The 14,084-nt window shown below is 66.1% G+C and carries 22 protein-coding genes and 2 rRNA genes; all 24 read left to right on the forward strand.

Annotated features, from left to right (window positions below):
• A 23S ribosomal RNA gene (locus H577_RS0110125) occupies positions 1-1,625 on the forward strand; the annotation flags it as partial.
• Between the two features lie 104 nt (positions 1,626-1,729).
• Positions 1,730-1,846 (forward strand): 5S ribosomal RNA (gene rrf, locus H577_RS0110130).
• A 705-nt stretch (positions 1,847-2,551) separates the two neighbouring features.
• Complete coding sequence (gene rpsJ, locus H577_RS0110135) at positions 2,552-2,860, forward strand: 30S ribosomal protein S10 (RefSeq protein WP_029145857.1); 309 nt, start codon at positions 2,552-2,554, stop codon at positions 2,858-2,860.
• Between the two features lie 8 nt (positions 2,861-2,868).
• Positions 2,869-3,528 (forward strand): 50S ribosomal protein L3, encoded by a 660-nt coding sequence (gene rplC, locus H577_RS0110140; protein ID WP_036284617.1) that lies wholly within the window; start codon positions 2,869-2,871, stop codon positions 3,526-3,528.
• Between the two features lie 4 nt (positions 3,529-3,532).
• On the forward strand, positions 3,533-4,189 hold the full coding sequence (gene rplD, locus H577_RS0110145; protein WP_029145859.1) for a 50S ribosomal protein L4: 657 nt from the start codon (positions 3,533-3,535) through the stop codon (positions 4,187-4,189).
• Positions 4,186-4,485 carry a 50S ribosomal protein L23 gene (rplW, locus tag H577_RS0110150; RefSeq protein WP_029145860.1) on the forward strand — a complete coding sequence of 100 codons (300 nt, stop codon included), beginning with the start codon at positions 4,186-4,188 and terminating at the stop codon, positions 4,483-4,485. The genes rplD and rplW overlap by 4 nt, the downstream gene beginning before the upstream one ends.
• Positions 4,486-4,510: 25 nt before the next feature.
• Positions 4,511-5,350 carry a 50S ribosomal protein L2 gene (rplB, locus tag H577_RS0110155; RefSeq protein WP_029145861.1) on the forward strand — a complete coding sequence of 280 codons (840 nt, stop codon included), beginning with the start codon at positions 4,511-4,513 and terminating at the stop codon, positions 5,348-5,350.
• A gap of 13 nt (positions 5,351-5,363) precedes the next feature.
• Positions 5,364-5,645, forward strand: coding sequence for a 30S ribosomal protein S19 (gene rpsS, locus H577_RS0110160; RefSeq protein WP_029145862.1), 282 nt, complete (start codon positions 5,364-5,366; stop codon positions 5,643-5,645).
• A 21-nt stretch (positions 5,646-5,666) separates the two neighbouring features.
• Complete coding sequence (rplV, locus tag H577_RS0110165) at positions 5,667-6,059, forward strand: 50S ribosomal protein L22 (RefSeq protein WP_036284620.1); 393 nt, start codon at positions 5,667-5,669, stop codon at positions 6,057-6,059.
• Entirely contained in the window at positions 6,059-6,802 is a 744-nt protein-coding gene (rpsC, locus tag H577_RS0110170; RefSeq protein WP_029145864.1) for a 30S ribosomal protein S3, read from the forward strand. The genes rplV and rpsC overlap by 1 nt, the downstream gene beginning before the upstream one ends.
• Positions 6,802-7,221: a 50S ribosomal protein L16 gene (gene rplP / locus H577_RS0110175; RefSeq protein ID WP_029145865.1), complete on the forward strand. Its 420-nt coding sequence runs from the start codon at positions 6,802-6,804 to the stop codon at positions 7,219-7,221. Before rpsC ends, rplP begins: the two co-directional genes overlap by 1 nt.
• Entirely contained in the window at positions 7,221-7,535 is a 315-nt protein-coding gene (gene rpmC / locus H577_RS0110180) for a 50S ribosomal protein L29 (protein WP_029145866.1), read from the forward strand. Before rplP ends, rpmC begins: the two co-directional genes overlap by 1 nt.
• Positions 7,535-7,867 (forward strand): 30S ribosomal protein S17, encoded by a 333-nt coding sequence (rpsQ, locus tag H577_RS0110185; protein ID WP_029145867.1) that lies wholly within the window; start codon positions 7,535-7,537, stop codon positions 7,865-7,867. Before rpmC ends, rpsQ begins: the two co-directional genes overlap by 1 nt.
• Complete coding sequence (gene rplN / locus H577_RS0110190) at positions 7,868-8,236, forward strand: 50S ribosomal protein L14 (protein ID WP_029145868.1); 369 nt, start codon at positions 7,868-7,870, stop codon at positions 8,234-8,236. It abuts the gene before it with no gap.
• Between the two features lie 2 nt (positions 8,237-8,238).
• Positions 8,239-8,580 (forward strand): 50S ribosomal protein L24, encoded by a 342-nt coding sequence (gene rplX, locus H577_RS0110195; RefSeq protein WP_029145869.1) that lies wholly within the window; start codon positions 8,239-8,241, stop codon positions 8,578-8,580.
• A gap of 2 nt (positions 8,581-8,582) precedes the next feature.
• A complete protein-coding gene (gene rplE / locus H577_RS0110200; RefSeq protein ID WP_029145870.1) occupies positions 8,583-9,173 on the forward strand; it encodes a 50S ribosomal protein L5 in 591 nt (196 codons plus the stop codon).
• Positions 9,174-9,256: 83 nt separating this feature from the next.
• On the forward strand, positions 9,257-9,655 hold the full coding sequence (gene rpsH, locus H577_RS0110205) for a 30S ribosomal protein S8 (protein ID WP_029145871.1): 399 nt from the start codon (positions 9,257-9,259) through the stop codon (positions 9,653-9,655).
• A 6-nt stretch (positions 9,656-9,661) separates the two neighbouring features.
• On the forward strand, positions 9,662-10,198 hold the full coding sequence (rplF, locus tag H577_RS0110210) for a 50S ribosomal protein L6 (RefSeq protein ID WP_029145872.1): 537 nt from the start codon (positions 9,662-9,664) through the stop codon (positions 10,196-10,198).
• 2 nt (positions 10,199-10,200) lie between these two features.
• On the forward strand, positions 10,201-10,560 hold the full coding sequence (rplR, locus tag H577_RS0110215; protein ID WP_029145873.1) for a 50S ribosomal protein L18: 360 nt from the start codon (positions 10,201-10,203) through the stop codon (positions 10,558-10,560).
• Complete coding sequence (gene rpsE / locus H577_RS0110220; RefSeq protein ID WP_029145874.1) at positions 10,557-11,261, forward strand: 30S ribosomal protein S5; 705 nt, start codon at positions 10,557-10,559, stop codon at positions 11,259-11,261. The genes rplR and rpsE overlap by 4 nt, the downstream gene beginning before the upstream one ends.
• Positions 11,261-11,446, forward strand: a complete 186-nt coding sequence (gene rpmD / locus H577_RS0110225; RefSeq protein WP_029145875.1) for a 50S ribosomal protein L30 — start codon at positions 11,261-11,263, stop codon at positions 11,444-11,446. The genes rpsE and rpmD overlap by 1 nt, the downstream gene beginning before the upstream one ends.
• On the forward strand, positions 11,446-12,021 hold the full coding sequence (gene rplO, locus H577_RS0110230) for a 50S ribosomal protein L15 (protein ID WP_084516088.1): 576 nt from the start codon (positions 11,446-11,448) through the stop codon (positions 12,019-12,021). Before rpmD ends, rplO begins: the two co-directional genes overlap by 1 nt.
• 141 nt (positions 12,022-12,162) lie before the next feature.
• Positions 12,163-13,485 carry a preprotein translocase subunit SecY gene (gene secY, locus H577_RS0110235; RefSeq protein ID WP_029145877.1) on the forward strand — a complete coding sequence of 441 codons (1,323 nt, stop codon included), beginning with the start codon at positions 12,163-12,165 and terminating at the stop codon, positions 13,483-13,485.
• Positions 13,482-14,084: an adenylate kinase gene (locus H577_RS0110240; protein WP_029145878.1), complete on the forward strand. Its 603-nt coding sequence runs from the start codon at positions 13,482-13,484 to the stop codon at positions 14,082-14,084. Before secY ends, H577_RS0110240 begins: the two co-directional genes overlap by 4 nt.

A 14,084-nucleotide genomic window follows, 5' to 3' on the forward strand; every position in this document is an offset into this window, starting at 1 on the left:
GATGGACAACGGGTTGATATTCCCGTACCGGCGAAGAACCGCCCCAGTCAATCCAGTGGTGCTAAGAGTCCTAGCCGGGACATGCCGGATCCCTTCGGGGTGATGGTGGTCTCGTGTGAACGCTCGACCCCATGCTGGTGCGGCTAGCGTATTAACAGGTGTGACGCAGGAAGGTAGCCCAAGCCAGGCGATGGTTGTCCTGGTGCAAGTGCGTAGCCCGACTCCTAGGCAAATCCGGGAGTCATCAAGGGTGAGACACGATGCGGATGAAAAGTGGGTGATCCTATGCTGCCGAGAAAAGCATCGACGCGAGGTTCAAGCCGCCCGTACCCCAAACCGACTCAGGTGGTCAGGTAGAGAATACCAAGGAGATCGAGAGAATCGTGGTTAAGGAACTCGGCAAAATACCCCCGTAACTTCGGGAGAAGGGGGGCCATCCACTTATACCCACATGCTGGGAAAAGGGTGTGGTGGCCGCAGAGACCAGTGGGTAGCGACTGTTTACTAAAAACACAGGTCCGTGCCAAGTCGCAAGACGATGTATACGGACTGACGCCTGCCCGGTGCTGGAAGGTTAAGAGGAGCGGTTAGCCGTGAGGCGAAGCTGCGAATTTAAGCCCCAGTAAACGGCGGTGGTAACTATAACCATCCTAAGGTAGCGAAATTCCTTGTCGGGTAAGTTCCGACCTGCACGAATGGCGTAACGACTTCCCAACTGTCTCAACCGCGAACTCGGCGAAATTGCATTACGAGTAAAGATGCTCGTTACGCGCAGCAGGACGGAAAGACCCCGTGACCTTTACTACAGCTTGGTATTGGTATTCGGTGTGGCTTGTGTAGGATAGGTGGGAGACTGTGAAGCCCGGACGCCAGTTCGGGTGGAGTCATTGTTGAAATACCACTCTGGTCACTCTGGATGCCTAACTTCGGACCGTGATCCGGTTCAGGGACAGTGCCTGGTGGGTAGTTTAACTGGGGCGGTTGCCTCCCAAAGAGTAACGGAGGCGCCCAAAGGTTCCCTCAACCTGGTTGGCAATCAGGTGTCGAGTGTAAGTGCACAAGGGAGCTTGACTGTGAGACTGACAGGTCGAGCAGGGACGAAAGTCGGGACTAGTGATCCGGCAGTGGCTTGTGGAAGCGCTGTCGCTCAACGGATAAAAGGTACCTCGGGGATAACAGGCTGATCTTGCCCAAGAGTCCATATCGACGGCATGGTTTGGCACCTCGATGTCGGCTCGTCGCATCCTGGGGCTGGAGTAGGTCCCAAGGGTTGGGCTGTTCGCCCATTAAAGCGGTACGCGAGCTGGGTTTAGAACGTCGTGAGACAGTTCGGTCCCTATCCGCTGCGCGCGTAGGAAGTTTGAGAGGATCTGACCCTAGTACGAGAGGACCGGGTTGGACGAACCTCTGGTGTGTCAGTTGTTCCGCCAGGAGCACCGCTGATTAGCTACGTTCGGGATGGATAACCGCTGAAAGCATCTAAGCGGGAAGCCGGCCTCGAGATGAGACTTCCATGGGCTACGGCCCGAGAGGCTCCCAGCTAGACTACTGGGTTGATAGGCCGGATGTGGAAGCGCAGCAATGCGTGGAGCTGACCGGTACTAATAAGCCGATGACTTGATAACACCCATCCATTCTGTGATGCCCGCGTCCACTTTGTGGTTCTCGACGTACGGTCGGGAACATGAACCGTTCATCCCGTGAACGGCACCGTAAACGTCAACATTGTTTCGGCGGCCATAGCGAGAGGGAAACGCCCGGTCCCATACCGAACCCGGAAGCTAAGCCTCTCAGCGCCGATGGTACTGCAGGGGCGACCCTGTGGGAGAGTAGGACACCGCCGAACACCTCTTCAAGAGGCCGCCCTCCGGGGCGGCCTCTTTTTTTGTGCGGCCCGCCTGTCGCGCTGCGCGCGCTGTCGGTGCGGCTCGGCCGGCATCGCGTGACCGCCGGCGGCTGCGGCCGTCGCGCGCAGGCCACCCGGATCGGTGGAGGTCAGCCTGACCGGAACGGCTGGTGTTACCGGCCTTCGTGTCGTGACACACGTTCTGACTCGGTGGAGCTCGTCTCTCGGCGGTGTCCCTGTAGCGCGGTCGGCGCGTCAGCGGCACCCCGGGCCGGGGACATCGCAACAGGGCCGTGGCATCCATCTGCAGCAAACCCACGGGTGGCGGACCGCTCTCGGTTTGCGACACGCCCGGGATACACGTAGACTGTTGAGGTTCCATATTCCGGTGTGCGCTTCGGCGTGCATGCGGATCACTGCCAGGGCAGTGCATAGGCAGCGCATCAGCGCCAGATCCTAGGCCGCGGGCAGCAGAACGAGTGCAGCACGGGGACACCCCCGTCACGCTGCGCGACACCTCCCGCACCCGATGCCCGGTTCCCCGGGCAGACGTGCGTGCGGGGCCGGATGCCAGCATCCGGACTGACAGCAGAACAGCGGTGCAGCATCGCCGGCGCGAGCCGGTGCGAGTGCCCCGGCGCAATCCGCGCCGCCGTGCGTCCAATGCGCGAGAGCGTACGACGCGAGAAAGAGAGTGAGCAGACAATGGCGGGACAGAAGATCCGCATTCGCCTGAAGTCGTACGATCACGCCGGCCTGGACTCCTCGGCCCGCAAGATCGTCGACACGGTGACCCGAGCCGGCGCCTCCGTCGTGGGCCCGGTGCCGCTGCCGACCGAGAAGAACGTCGTGTGCGTCATCCGGTCGCCGCACAAGTACAAGGACAGCCGCGAGCACTTCGAGATGCGCACCCACAAGCGTCTGATCGACATCATCGACCCGACGCCCAAGGCCGTCGACTCGCTGATGCGCCTTGACCTGCCGGCCGACGTCAACATCGAGATCAAGCTCTGAGGTTCGACATGGCTGACATCGACAACAAGACTTCGAAGGGCCTGCTGGGCACCAAGCTCGGCATGACCCAGGTGTGGAACGAGCAGGGCAAGCTCGTGCCCGTCACCGTCATCCAGGTCGCTCCGAACGTGGTCACCCAGGTTCGCACGACCGACAAGGACGGCTACGCCGCGGTGCAGATCGCCGCCGGCCAGATCGACCCCCGCAAGGTGACCAAGCCGCTCGCCGGCCACTTCGAGGCCGCCGGGGTCACCCCGCGCCGCCACGTCGCCGAGGTGCGCACCGCGGATGCCGCTGACTACTCACTCGGTCAGGAGCTCACCGTGGACGGCACCTTCGAGGCCGGCCAGCTGGTCGACGTCGTCGGCACCAGCAAGGGTAAGGGCACCGCGGGTGTCATGAAGCGCCACAACTTCAAGGGCGTCTCGGCCTCGCACGGTGCACACCGCAACCACCGCAAGCCCGGTTCGATCGGCGCCTCGGCCACCCCGAGCCGCGTGTTCAAGGGCATGCGCATGGCCGGTCGCATGGGTGGCGAGCGCGTCACCGTCCTCAACCTCACGGTGCACGCCGTCGACGCCGAGAAGGGTCTGCTGCTCGTCAAGGGCGCCGTCCCCGGCGCGCGCGGTCGCATCGTCTACGTCCGCAACGCAGTGAAGGGTGCCTGAGTCCATGGCTGAGAAGACCCTCGACGTCCGCAAGGCGGATGGCAAGAAGGCAGGCGCCGTCGAGCTGCCCGCCGCCATCTTCGACGTCAACACCAACATCCCCCTGATCCACCAGGTGGTCGTCGCCCAGCTGGCGGCCGCGCGCCAGGGCACCCACTCGACCAAGCGTCGCGGTGAGGTCTCGGGCTCGGGTCGCAAGCCGTTCAAGCAGAAGGGCACCGGCAACTCGCGTCAGGGTTCGATCCGCGCCCCCGAGCACACCGGCGGTGGCATCGTCCACGGGCCCAAGCCCCGCGACTACTCGCAGCGCACGCCCAAGAAGATGATCGCCGCGGCCCTGCTCGGCGTGCTCAGCGACCGCGCCCGTGGCGAGCGCCTGCACGTGGTCGAGACCTTCGGGCTCGACGGTGTGCCCTCGACCAAGACCGCCAAGACGGTCCTGGGCGGGCTGGGCGCCGTCAAGAACGTGCTCGTGGTCATCGAGCGTGACGACGAGCTGACGCTCAAGAGCGTGCGCAACCTCGAGTTCGTGCACGTGCTCAGCTACGACCAGCTGAACGCCTACGACGTGGTCGTCTCGGACGACATCGTCTTCACCAAGGCCGCCTTCGACGCCTTCGTGGCGTCCAAGACCGCCGCCACCGAGGAGGTCTCGGCATGACCGCCGTCAACAAAGACCCGCGCGACATCATCCTGAAGCCGGTCGTCTCCGAGAAGAGCTACGGTCTGATCGACGAGGGCAAGTACACGTTCTACGTGGACCCCCGCGCCAACAAGACCGAGATCAAGCTCGCCATCGAGAAGATCTTCGGCGTGAAGGTCGCGTCGGTGAACACGCTCAACCGCGTCGGCAAGGCCCGCCGCACCCGCTTCGGCACCGGCAAGCGCAAGGACACCAAGCGCGCCGTGGTCACCCTGAAGTCGGGCACCATCGACATCTTCACGGCAGTCGGCTGACGGTCGGGACGAAGGACAGACAACTATGGCTATTCGCAAGTACAAGCCCACGACCCCGGGTCGCCGCGGCTCGTCGGTGGCGGACTTCGCCGAGATCACCCGATCGACGCCTGAGAAGTCCCTGCTGAAGCCGCTGTCGAAGACCGGCGGTCGCAACAACCAGGGTCGCATCACCACCCGCCACATCGGCGGCGGCCACAAGCGCCAGTACCGGGTGATCGACTTCCGCCGCAATGACAAGGACGGCATCGACGCCAAGGTCGCGCACATCGAGTACGACCCGAACCGCACCGCGCGCATCGCGCTGCTGCACTACGTGGACGGCACGAAGCGCTACATCCTGGCGCCCGAGAAGCTGCGCCAGGGCGATGTCGTCGAGTCCGGTCCGGCGGCCGACATCAAGCCCGGCAACAACCTGCCGCTGCGCAACATCCCCACCGGTACCGTGATCCACGCGATCGAGCTGCGCCCCGGCGGCGGTGCCAAGCTGGCCCGCTCGGCCGGTGCCGGCGTGCGCCTGGTCGCCAAGGACGGCCCGTACGCCCAGCTGCGTCTGCCCTCGGGCGAGATCCGCAACGTCGACGTGCGCTGCCGCGCCACCATCGGCGAGGTCGGCAACGCCGAGCAGTCGAACATCAACTGGGGCAAGGCCGGCCGCAAGCGCTGGAAGGGCGTGCGCCCGACCGTCCGCGGTGTCGTGATGAACCCCGTCGACCACCCGCACGGTGGTGGTGAGGGTCGCACCTCCGGTGGTCGTCATCCTGTCACGCCGTGGGGCAAGCCCGAGGGCCGCACCCGCCACGCGAACAAGGAAAGCGACAAGTACATCGTTCGCCGTCGCACCGCCGGCAAGAAGCGCAAGTAGGTAGGAACAGAAGATGCCACGCAGTCTCAAGAAGGGCCCCTTCGTCGACGAGCACCTGCTTCGCAAGGTCGTGTCGCAGAACGAGGCGGGTACCAAGAACGTCATCAAGACGTGGTCGCGTCGCTCCATGATCGTGCCGGCCATGCTCGGCCACACGATCGCGGTGCACGACGGCCGCAAGCACATCCCCGTGTTCGTCAGCGAGAGCATGGTGGGTCACAAGCTGGGCGAGTTCGCGCCCACCCGCACCTTCCGCGGCCACGAGAAGGACGACAAGAAGGGCCGCCGTCGCTGAGGCGCCGGCAGAGGAGAAGAAATGGTGGAGTCCATCGCACGCGTGCGACACATCCGCGTGACCCCTCAGAAGGCTCGTCGTGTCGTCGCTCTCATCAAGGGCAAGCAGGCCGAAGAGGCCCTTGCCATCCTGAAGTTCGCGCAGCAGGGCGCCAGCGAGCCGATCTACAAGCTCGTGGCCTCGGCCGTGGCGAACGCCCGCGTGAAGGCCGATCAGACAGGCGAGTTCCTGGATGAGCGCGACCTGTTCGTGAAGAACGCCTTCGTGGACGAGGGGACGACGCTCAAGCGCTTCCAGCCCCGCGCCCAGGGCCGCGCGTTCCAGATCAAGAAGCGCACCAGCCACATCACCGTCGTGCTGGCGACCCCCGAGGTCGCCGAGGCCGGCGCAGCAACGAAGAAGGCGAGCAAGTAATGGGACAGAAGGTCAACCCGTACGGCTTCCGCCTCGGCATCACCACCGACCACGTGTCGCGGTGGTTCTCCGACTCGACGAAGCCGGGTCAGCGCTACGCCGACTACCTTGCCGAGGACATCAAGATCCGTCAGCTGCTGACCAAGCAGCTCGACCGCGCCGGCGTCTCGAACGTCGAGATCGAGCGCACCCGTGACCGCGTCCGCGTCGACATCCACACCGCCCGCCCGGGCATCGTGATCGGTCGCCGCGGCGCCGAGGCCGAGCGCATCCGCGGTGAGCTCGAGAAGCTGACCGGCAAGCAGATCCAGCTGAACATCCTCGAGGTGAAGAACCCCGAAGCCGACGCGCAGCTGGTCGCCCAGGGCGTCGCCGAGCAGCTGAGCGCCCGCGTGGCGTTCCGTCGCGCGATGCGCAAGGGACTGCAGGGCGCGCAGCGCGCCGGCGCCAAGGGTGTCCGCATCCAGGTGTCGGGGCGTCTCGGCGGTGCCGAGATGAGCCGGTCGGAGTTCTACCGCGAGGGCCGGGTGCCGCTGCACACGCTGCGCGCGAACATCGACTACGGCTTCTACGAGGCCCGCACCACCTTCGGCCGCATCGGCGTGAAGGTGTGGATCTACAAGGGCGATCTGACCAACAAGGAGCTCGCCCGCGAGCAGGCCAACCAGAAGCCCGCCCGCGGCGACCGCCCGCGTCGTGCCCCGCGCAGCGAGGCGCCCGTCGCAGAAGGAGCACCGGCGTAATGCTTATTCCCCGCAAAGTCAAGTACCGCAAGCAGCACCACCCGGGCCGCAGCGGCCAGGCGACCGGCGGCACGAAGGTCTCCTTCGGCGAGTTCGGCATCCAGGCGCTGACCCCCGCGTACGTGACCAACCGTCAGATCGAGTCCGCTCGTATCGCGATGACCCGTCACATCAAGCGCGGTGGCAAGGTGTGGATCAACATCTACCCCGACCGTCCGCTGACCAAGAAGCCCGCCGAAACCCGCATGGGTTCGGGTAAGGGCTCGCCCGAGTGGTGGGTCGCGAACGTCAAGCCGGGCCGCGTCCTGTTCGAGGTCGCGGGCGTCAACGAGCAGCTCGCTCGTGAGGCGCTGACCCGTGCCATCCACAAGCTGCCGCTGAAGGCACGCATCATCAAGCGCGAGGAGGGCGACGCGTAATGGCGATCGGCACCAAGGAGCTCGCCACCAGCGAGCTCGACACGTTCGAAGACCAGCGCCTTGTCGAGGAGCTGCGCAAGGCCAAGGAAGAGCTGTTCAACCTGCGCTTCCAGTCGGCCACCGGCCAGCTCGAGAGCCACGGTCGCATCCGTGCCGTCAAGCGTGACATCGCGCGGCTGTACACCGTGATCCGCGAGCGCGAGCTCGGCATCCGTGCCACTCCGGCTCCGGTCGAGACGGGCAAGACGAAGAAGAAGGCGAAGAAGGCGGATGCTCCCGCCGAAAGCGCCGAGGTGAAGGAAGAGGCTGAGTGATGGCCACTGCGAAGAAGGCCGAGGCTGCGGTCGAGGCCGCCGGCCACGAGCACGCTGAGCACGACGTCCGCGACGCGGACGCGCGCGGCTACCGCAAGGCCCGCCGTGGCTACGTCGTCAGCGACAAGATGGACAAGACGATCGTCGTCGAGGTCGAGGACCGCGTGAAGCACCCCCTCTACGGCAAGGTCATGCGTCGCACCTCGAAGGTGAAGGCGCACGACGAGGGCAACACGGCCGGCATCGGCGACCTCGTCCTCATCCACGAGACCCGGCCCCTGAGCGCCACCAAGCGCTGGCGGCTGGTCGAGATCCTCGAGAAGGCCAAGTAAATGATTCAGAACGAATCCCGACTCAAGGTCGCCGACAACACCGGCGCCAAGGAGCTGCTCACCATCCGGGTGCTCGGCGGCTCCAACCGGCGCTACGCGGGCCTGGGCGACGTGATCGTCGCGACGGTGAAGGACGCCATTCCCGGCGGCAACGTCAAGAAGGGCGACGTCGTCAAGGCCGTGGTCGTGCGCACCGTCAAGCAGACCCGTCGTGCCGACGGCTCGTACATCAAGTTCGACGAGAACGCCGCCGTGATCCTGAAGAACGACGGGGAGCCCCGCGGCACCCGCATCTTCGGGCCGGTCGGCCGTGAGCTTCGCGACAAGAAGTTCATGAAGATCGTCTCGCTGGCCCCGGAGGTCATCTGATCATGGCGAACATCAAGAAGGACGACCTGGTCCAGGTCCTCTCCGGCACCGACCGCGGCAAGCAGGGCAAGGTCCTCCAGGTCCTGCCCGAGCAGAACCGCGTCATCGTCGAGGGCGTGAACTACGTCACCAAGCACACCCGCATGGGTCAGACCCAGCGCGGCACGAAGACGGGCGGCATCGAGACGATGGAAGCCCCGATCCACATCTCCAACGTCGCCATCGTCGACCCTTCGACCAAGAAGCCGACCCGTGTCGGCCACCGGGTCGAAGAGAAGGTCAAGGACGGCGTGAAGCGCACGGTCCGCGTGCGCTACGCGAAGAAGTCAGGCAAGGACCTCTGAATATGAGCACCACCGCTGCCGCGGAGGCTGGCAAGATCCAGCCCCGCCTGAAGCAGAAGTACAAGGCCGAGATCCAGCAGAAGCTGCAGGACGAGTTCGGGTACCGCAACGTCATGCAGATCCCGGGCCTGGTCAAGGTCGTCATCAACACCGGTGTCGGCGAGGCCGCTCGTGACAGCAAGGTGATCGAGGGTGCGGTCGACGACCTCACCAAGATCACCGGTCAGAAGCCGGTCGTGACCAAGGCCCGCAAGTCCATCGCGCAGTTCAAGCTGCGTGAGGGTCAGCCCATCGGTGCGCACGTCACGCTGCGCGGCGACCGGGCGTGGGAGTTCCTGGACCGACTGATCAACCTGGCGCTGCCGCGCATCCGCGACTTCCGCGGGCTGAGCGCGAAGCAGTTCGACGGTCACGGCAACTACACCTTCGGTCTGCAGGAGCAGTCGGTGTTCCACGAGATCGACCAGGACCGCATCGACCGCGTGCGTGGTTTCGACATCACGATCGTCACCTCGGCCTCCACCGACGACGAGGGCCGGGCGCTGCTGCGCCACCTGGGCTTCCCGTTCCGTGCGGCCGACGCGGCGGCGTGAGACCCCACAACTGAACAGCCGTCATAGAAGGTCGGCCGTGGGTGGACCCGCGTCCGAAACCTTATGAACAAAGGAAACAATCCATGACAATGACAGACCCGGTCGCAGACATGCTGACCCGGCTGCGCAACGCGAACGCGGCGCACCACGACACGGTGTCGCTGCCGAGCTCGAAGCTGAAGAAGAACATCGCCGAGATCCTCAAGCAGGAGGGCTACATCGCCGGCTGGACCGTCGAGTCCGCCCGCGTCGGCGAGACGCTGACCCTGACGCTGAAGTACGGCCCGAACCGCGAGCGGTCGATCGCCGGCATCAAGCGCGTCTCCAAGCCCGGTCTGCGCGTGTACGCACGCTCGACCGAACTGCCCACCGTCCTCGGCGGCCTGGGCGTGGCCATCCTGTCCACCTCCTCTGGCCTCCTCACGGACCGCCAGGCCGAGCAGAAGGGCGTGGGTGGGGAAGTCCTCGCCTACGTGTGGTGATCGACGATGTCGCGAATCGGACGTCTTCCCATCGACATCCCGGCCGGTGTGACCGTCGAGGTCACCGGGCAGCGGGTGCAGGTCACCGGCCCCAAGGGTGAGCTGGAGCTCACCGTGGCGCAGCCCATCGAGGTCACCGTCGAACAGGGCCAGGTGCTGGTCTCCCGTCCCGACGACGAGCGCGCCTCGCGTTCGCTGCACGGACTGACCCGCACGCTCATCAACAACAACATCATCGGTGTCACCCAGGGCTACTCCAAGGGCCTCGAAGTCGTCGGCACCGGCTACCGCGTGCAGCAGAAGGGTGCGGCCGTCGAGTTCGCGCTCGGCTTCTCGCACCCGGTGCTGGTCGAGCCGCCGACCGGGATCACCTTCACGGTCGAGGGCAACAACAAGCTCACCGTGAGCGGCATCGACAAGCAGGCCGTCGGCGAGGCGGCTGCGAACATCCGCAAGATCCGCAAGCCCGAGCCGTACAAGGGCAAGGGCGTGCGCTACGCCGGCGAGGTCGTTCGGCGCAAGGCCGGAAAGGCTGGTAAGTAAGCATGGCTGTGATCTCGAAGTCCGACGCCCGTGCGCGTCGCCACGCCCGTCTTCGCAAGAAGATCGTCGGCACCGCCGAGCGGCCGCGGCTGGTCGTGACCCGTTCGTCGCGTCACGTGTTCGTGCAGCTCGTCGACGACAGCAAGGGCCACACCCTGGCCAGTGCATCCACCCTCGAAGCCGACCTGCGTGCGTTCGACGGTGACAAGACCGCCAAGGCCCGCAAGGTGGGCGAGCTGGTCGCCGAGCGCGCCAAGACCGCCGGCATCGCCGAGGCCGTGTTCGACCGCGGTGGCAACCGGTACGCCGGTCGCGTCGCCGCCGTCGCCACCGGCGCCCGCGAAGGAGGGCTGAACCTGTGAGTGACAACAAGGAGACCGAAGTGACCGCCGACCAGGCAGCGCCCGAGCAGGGTGCCCAGGCCACGGCCGAGACCGCGACGGAGCGCGAGCCCCGTCGCGGCGGCCGCGACCGCAACTCCCGCGGCGACCGCGGCGGCCGTGGCTCGCGTGACCGGGGCGACAGCCAGTTCCTCGAGCGCGTGGTGACCATCAACCGCGTCTCGAAGGTCGTCAAGGGCGGTCGCCGGTTCAGCTTCACCGCACTCGTGGTCGTCGGCGACGGCAACGGCGTGGTCGGTGTCGGCTACGGCAAGGCCCGCGAGGTGCCGCTGGCCATCTCGAAGGGCGTCGAAGAGGCCAAGCGCAACTTCTTCCGCGTGCCGCGCGTGGGCAAGACCATCCCGCACCCGGTGCAGGGTGAGGCCGCCGCCGGTGTCGTGCTGCTGCGTCCGGCCGCCGCCGGTACCGGTGTGATCGCCGGTGGCCCGGTGCGTGCTGTGCTCGAGTGCGCCGGCATCCACGACGTGCTCTCGAAGTCGCTGGGCTCGTCGAACACGATCAACATCGTGCACGCGACCGTCGAGGCGCTGAAGTCGCTCGAGGAGCCGCGCGCGGTCGCCGCCCGTCGTGGCCTGGACTTCGACCAGGTCGCGCCGGCCCGCCTGGTGCGCGCCGAGGCCGCCGAGGCCGCCGCCGCACGTGAGCAGAAGGTAGGTGCCTGATGGCCAGCCGACTGAAGGTCACGCAGATCAAGTCCAAGGTGAGCGAGAAGCAGAACCAGCGTGACACGCTGCGCAGCCTCGGTCTGAAGCGGATCGGCGACTGTGTCGTCCGTCCGGACGACGCGCAGACGCGCGGGTACGTCAAGACCGTCGCCCACCTCGTGAAGGTTGAGGAGATCGACTGATGGCTGACAAGGCCGAGAACACCACCGCGGCCGCCGAGGCCGAGAAGAAGGCGCCCGCGAAGAAGGCTCCCGCCAAGGCGGCCGCCACCAAGTCGCAGGCGACGGATGCCACTGCCTCGCGCCCGGCCGTGTTGAAGGTGCACCACCTGCGTCCGGTCCCCGGCGCCAACACCCCGAAGACCCGCGTGGGTCGCGGTGAGGGCTCCAAGGGCAAGACCGCCGGTCGCGGCACCAAGGGCACGAAGGCGCGCTACCAGGTGCGCCCCGGGTTCCAGGGCGGGCAGCTGCCGCTGCACATGCGTGCACCCAAGCTGCGCGGCTTCAAGAACCCGTTCCGCGTCGAGTACCAGGTCGTGAACCTGGCCAAGCTCGCCGAGCTGTACCCGACCGGCGGCGACGTGACCGTCGGCGACCTGGTGGCCAAGGGTGCGGTGCGCAAGAACGAGAAGGTCAAGGTGCTCGGCACCGGCGACATCGCGGTCAAGCTGAACGTGACGGTCGACAAGATCTCGAGCTCTGCGGAGCAGAAGATCGTCGCCGCCGGCGGCACGGTCGCGGTCACCGGCGCCCAGTAATCCCTGAGAACGGGGCCGGAGGATCCTCCGGCCCCGTTCTGCATCCGGCGACACCCGCGGCACGCGCAGGCCGCGCGCTGGGTTACCCTGGTTGTCTGTGTGCACCCTGCGTGCGCCGGAACCCTTTCTGGAGGAATCCACTTGTTCAGCGCCATCGTGCGGGTCTTTCGCACCCCTGACCTGCGTCGGAAGATCGGCTTCACCCTGGCGATCATCGTCCTGTACCGTCTGGGCGCGCACATTCCGACGCCGTTCGTCGACTTCGGCAATGTGCAGCAGTGTCTGCAAGACAGTGCCGGCACACAGGGCCTGCTGTCGATGGTGAACCTGTTCTCGGGTGGGGCGCTGCTGCAGCTGTCGATCTTCGCGCTGGGCGTGATGCCGTACATCACCGCGACGATCATCGTGCAGCTGCTGCGCGTGGTGATCCCGCACTTCGAGACGCTGTACCAAGAGGGTCAGTCAGGTCAGACCAAGCTGACCCAGTACACCCGGTACCTGACGATCGCGCTCGCGCTGCTGCAGTCCACCACGCTGGTGACCGTGGCCCGCAGCGGTCAGCTGTTCGGCTCGTCGGCCGCGACCAGCTGCCAGCAGCTGCTCACCAACGACGCCTGGTGGGCGCAGCTGCTGATGATCCTCACCATGACCGCCGGCACCGGCCTGATCATGTGGTTCGCCGAGCTGGTGACCGAGAAGGGCATCGGCAACGGCATGTCGATCCTGATCTTCACCTCGATCGCCGCCACCTTCCCCGCCGCGATGTGGCAGATCGAGCAGTCGCGCGGCTTCGAGGTGTTCCTGCTCGTGCTGCTGGTGGGCGTGGTGATCATCGCGCTGATCGTGTTCGTGGAACAGTCGCAGCGGCGCATCCCGGTGCAGTACGCGAAACGGATGGTGGGCCGTCGCACATACGGCGGCACCAACACGTACATTCCGATCAAGGTCAACATGGCCGGCGTGATCCCGGTGATCTTCTCGTCGTCGCTGTTGTACATCCCCGCACTGATCGCCCAGTTCAACCAGCCCGCGCCCGGCCAGGAGCCGGCCGCGTGGACGGTGTGGATCAACAACTACCTGGTCAAGGGCGACCACCCGATCTACTGGCTGCTGTATTTCCTGCTGACCATCGGCTTCACCTACTTCTACGTCGCGATCACGTTCAACCCGACCGAGGTCGCCGACAACATGAAGAAGTACGGCGGCTTCATCCCCGGCATCCGGGCCGGTCGCCCCACCGCCGAGTACCTCGACTACGTGCTCACGCGCATCACCCTGCCCGGCTCGATCTACCTGGGTCTGGTCGCGCTGATCCCGCTGATCGCCCTGGCCACGGTCAGCGCCAACCAGAACTTCCCGTTCGGCGGCACCTCGATCCTCATCATGGTCGGTGTGGGTCTTGAGACCGTCAAGCAGATCGACGCGCAGCTGCAGCAACGCCACTACGAAGGACTCCTGCGATGACCCAGACCGCACGCCTGCTGATCGTCGGCCCTCAGGGCTCGGGCAAGGGCACCCAGGGCGCGCGCATCGCCGACGCCTTCGGCATCCCGGCCGTCTCCACAGGCGACGTGTTCCGTGCGAACATCGCCGCCGGCACCCCGCTGGGTGAACAGGTCAAGGCGATCACGGCGGCGGGCAACCTCGTCTCCGACGAGCTGACCGGGCAGATCGTGCGCGACCGGCTCGCACAGCCCGACGCCGCCGAGGGCTTTCTGCTCGACGGGTACCCCCGCAACCTGCAGCAGGTGCGCGACCTCGACGGGTTCCTCGCCGAGCACGGCCGGCAGCTGGACGCGGTGATCGAACTGAGCGTGCCCCGTGACGAGAGCATCGCCCGGCTGGCGCTGCGCGCCGCCGAGCAGGGGCGCACCGACGACACCGACGAGGTGATCGCCAAGCGCCTGGCCATCTACGAGAACGAGACCGCGCCGATCCTCGACGTGTACCGCGGGCGCGGCATCGTCGACCGCATCGACGGCGTCGGCACGCTCGACGAGATCACCGAGCGCATCATGGCGGCGCTGGCCGCGCGCGGGATCGCCCGACCCGCGGCCGTCTGA

Source organism: Microbacterium luticocti DSM 19459, from assembly GCF_000422405.1.
Classification (GTDB): Bacteria; Actinomycetota; Actinomycetes; order Actinomycetales; family Microbacteriaceae; genus Microbacterium; species Microbacterium luticocti.

Bases quoted from the DNA above. Each gene is read 5' to 3' on its own strand.
- rpsJ (WP_029145857.1), top strand. From the start codon at position 2,552: ATGGCGGGACAGAAGATCCGCATTCGCCTGAAGTCGTACGATCACGCC.
- rplC (WP_036284617.1), top strand. From the start codon at position 2,869: ATGGCTGACATCGACAACAAGACTTCGAAGGGCCTGCTGGGCACCAAG.
- rplD (WP_029145859.1), top strand. From the start codon at position 3,533: ATGGCTGAGAAGACCCTCGACGTCCGCAAGGCGGATGGCAAGAAGGCA.
- rplW (WP_029145860.1), top strand. From the start codon at position 4,186: ATGACCGCCGTCAACAAAGACCCGCGCGACATCATCCTGAAGCCGGTC.
- rplB (WP_029145861.1), top strand. From the start codon at position 4,511: ATGGCTATTCGCAAGTACAAGCCCACGACCCCGGGTCGCCGCGGCTCG.
- rpsS (WP_029145862.1), top strand. From the start codon at position 5,364: ATGCCACGCAGTCTCAAGAAGGGCCCCTTCGTCGACGAGCACCTGCTT.
- rplV (WP_036284620.1), top strand. From the start codon at position 5,667: ATGGTGGAGTCCATCGCACGCGTGCGACACATCCGCGTGACCCCTCAG.
- rpsC (WP_029145864.1), top strand. From the start codon at position 6,059: ATGGGACAGAAGGTCAACCCGTACGGCTTCCGCCTCGGCATCACCACC.
- rplP (WP_029145865.1), top strand. From the start codon at position 6,802: ATGCTTATTCCCCGCAAAGTCAAGTACCGCAAGCAGCACCACCCGGGC.
- rpmC (WP_029145866.1), top strand. From the start codon at position 7,221: ATGGCGATCGGCACCAAGGAGCTCGCCACCAGCGAGCTCGACACGTTC.
- rpsQ (WP_029145867.1), top strand. From the start codon at position 7,535: ATGGCCACTGCGAAGAAGGCCGAGGCTGCGGTCGAGGCCGCCGGCCAC.
- rplN (WP_029145868.1), top strand. From the start codon at position 7,868: ATGATTCAGAACGAATCCCGACTCAAGGTCGCCGACAACACCGGCGCC.
- rplX (WP_029145869.1), top strand. From the start codon at position 8,239: ATGGCGAACATCAAGAAGGACGACCTGGTCCAGGTCCTCTCCGGCACC.
- rplE (WP_029145870.1), top strand. From the start codon at position 8,583: ATGAGCACCACCGCTGCCGCGGAGGCTGGCAAGATCCAGCCCCGCCTG.
- rpsH (WP_029145871.1), top strand. From the start codon at position 9,257: ATGACAATGACAGACCCGGTCGCAGACATGCTGACCCGGCTGCGCAAC.
- rplF (WP_029145872.1), top strand. From the start codon at position 9,662: ATGTCGCGAATCGGACGTCTTCCCATCGACATCCCGGCCGGTGTGACC.
- rplR (WP_029145873.1), top strand. From the start codon at position 10,201: ATGGCTGTGATCTCGAAGTCCGACGCCCGTGCGCGTCGCCACGCCCGT.
- rpmD (WP_029145875.1), top strand. From the start codon at position 11,261: ATGGCCAGCCGACTGAAGGTCACGCAGATCAAGTCCAAGGTGAGCGAG.
- rplO (WP_084516088.1), top strand. From the start codon at position 11,446: ATGGCTGACAAGGCCGAGAACACCACCGCGGCCGCCGAGGCCGAGAAG.
- H577_RS0110240 (WP_029145878.1), top strand. From the start codon at position 13,482: ATGACCCAGACCGCACGCCTGCTGATCGTCGGCCCTCAGGGCTCGGGC.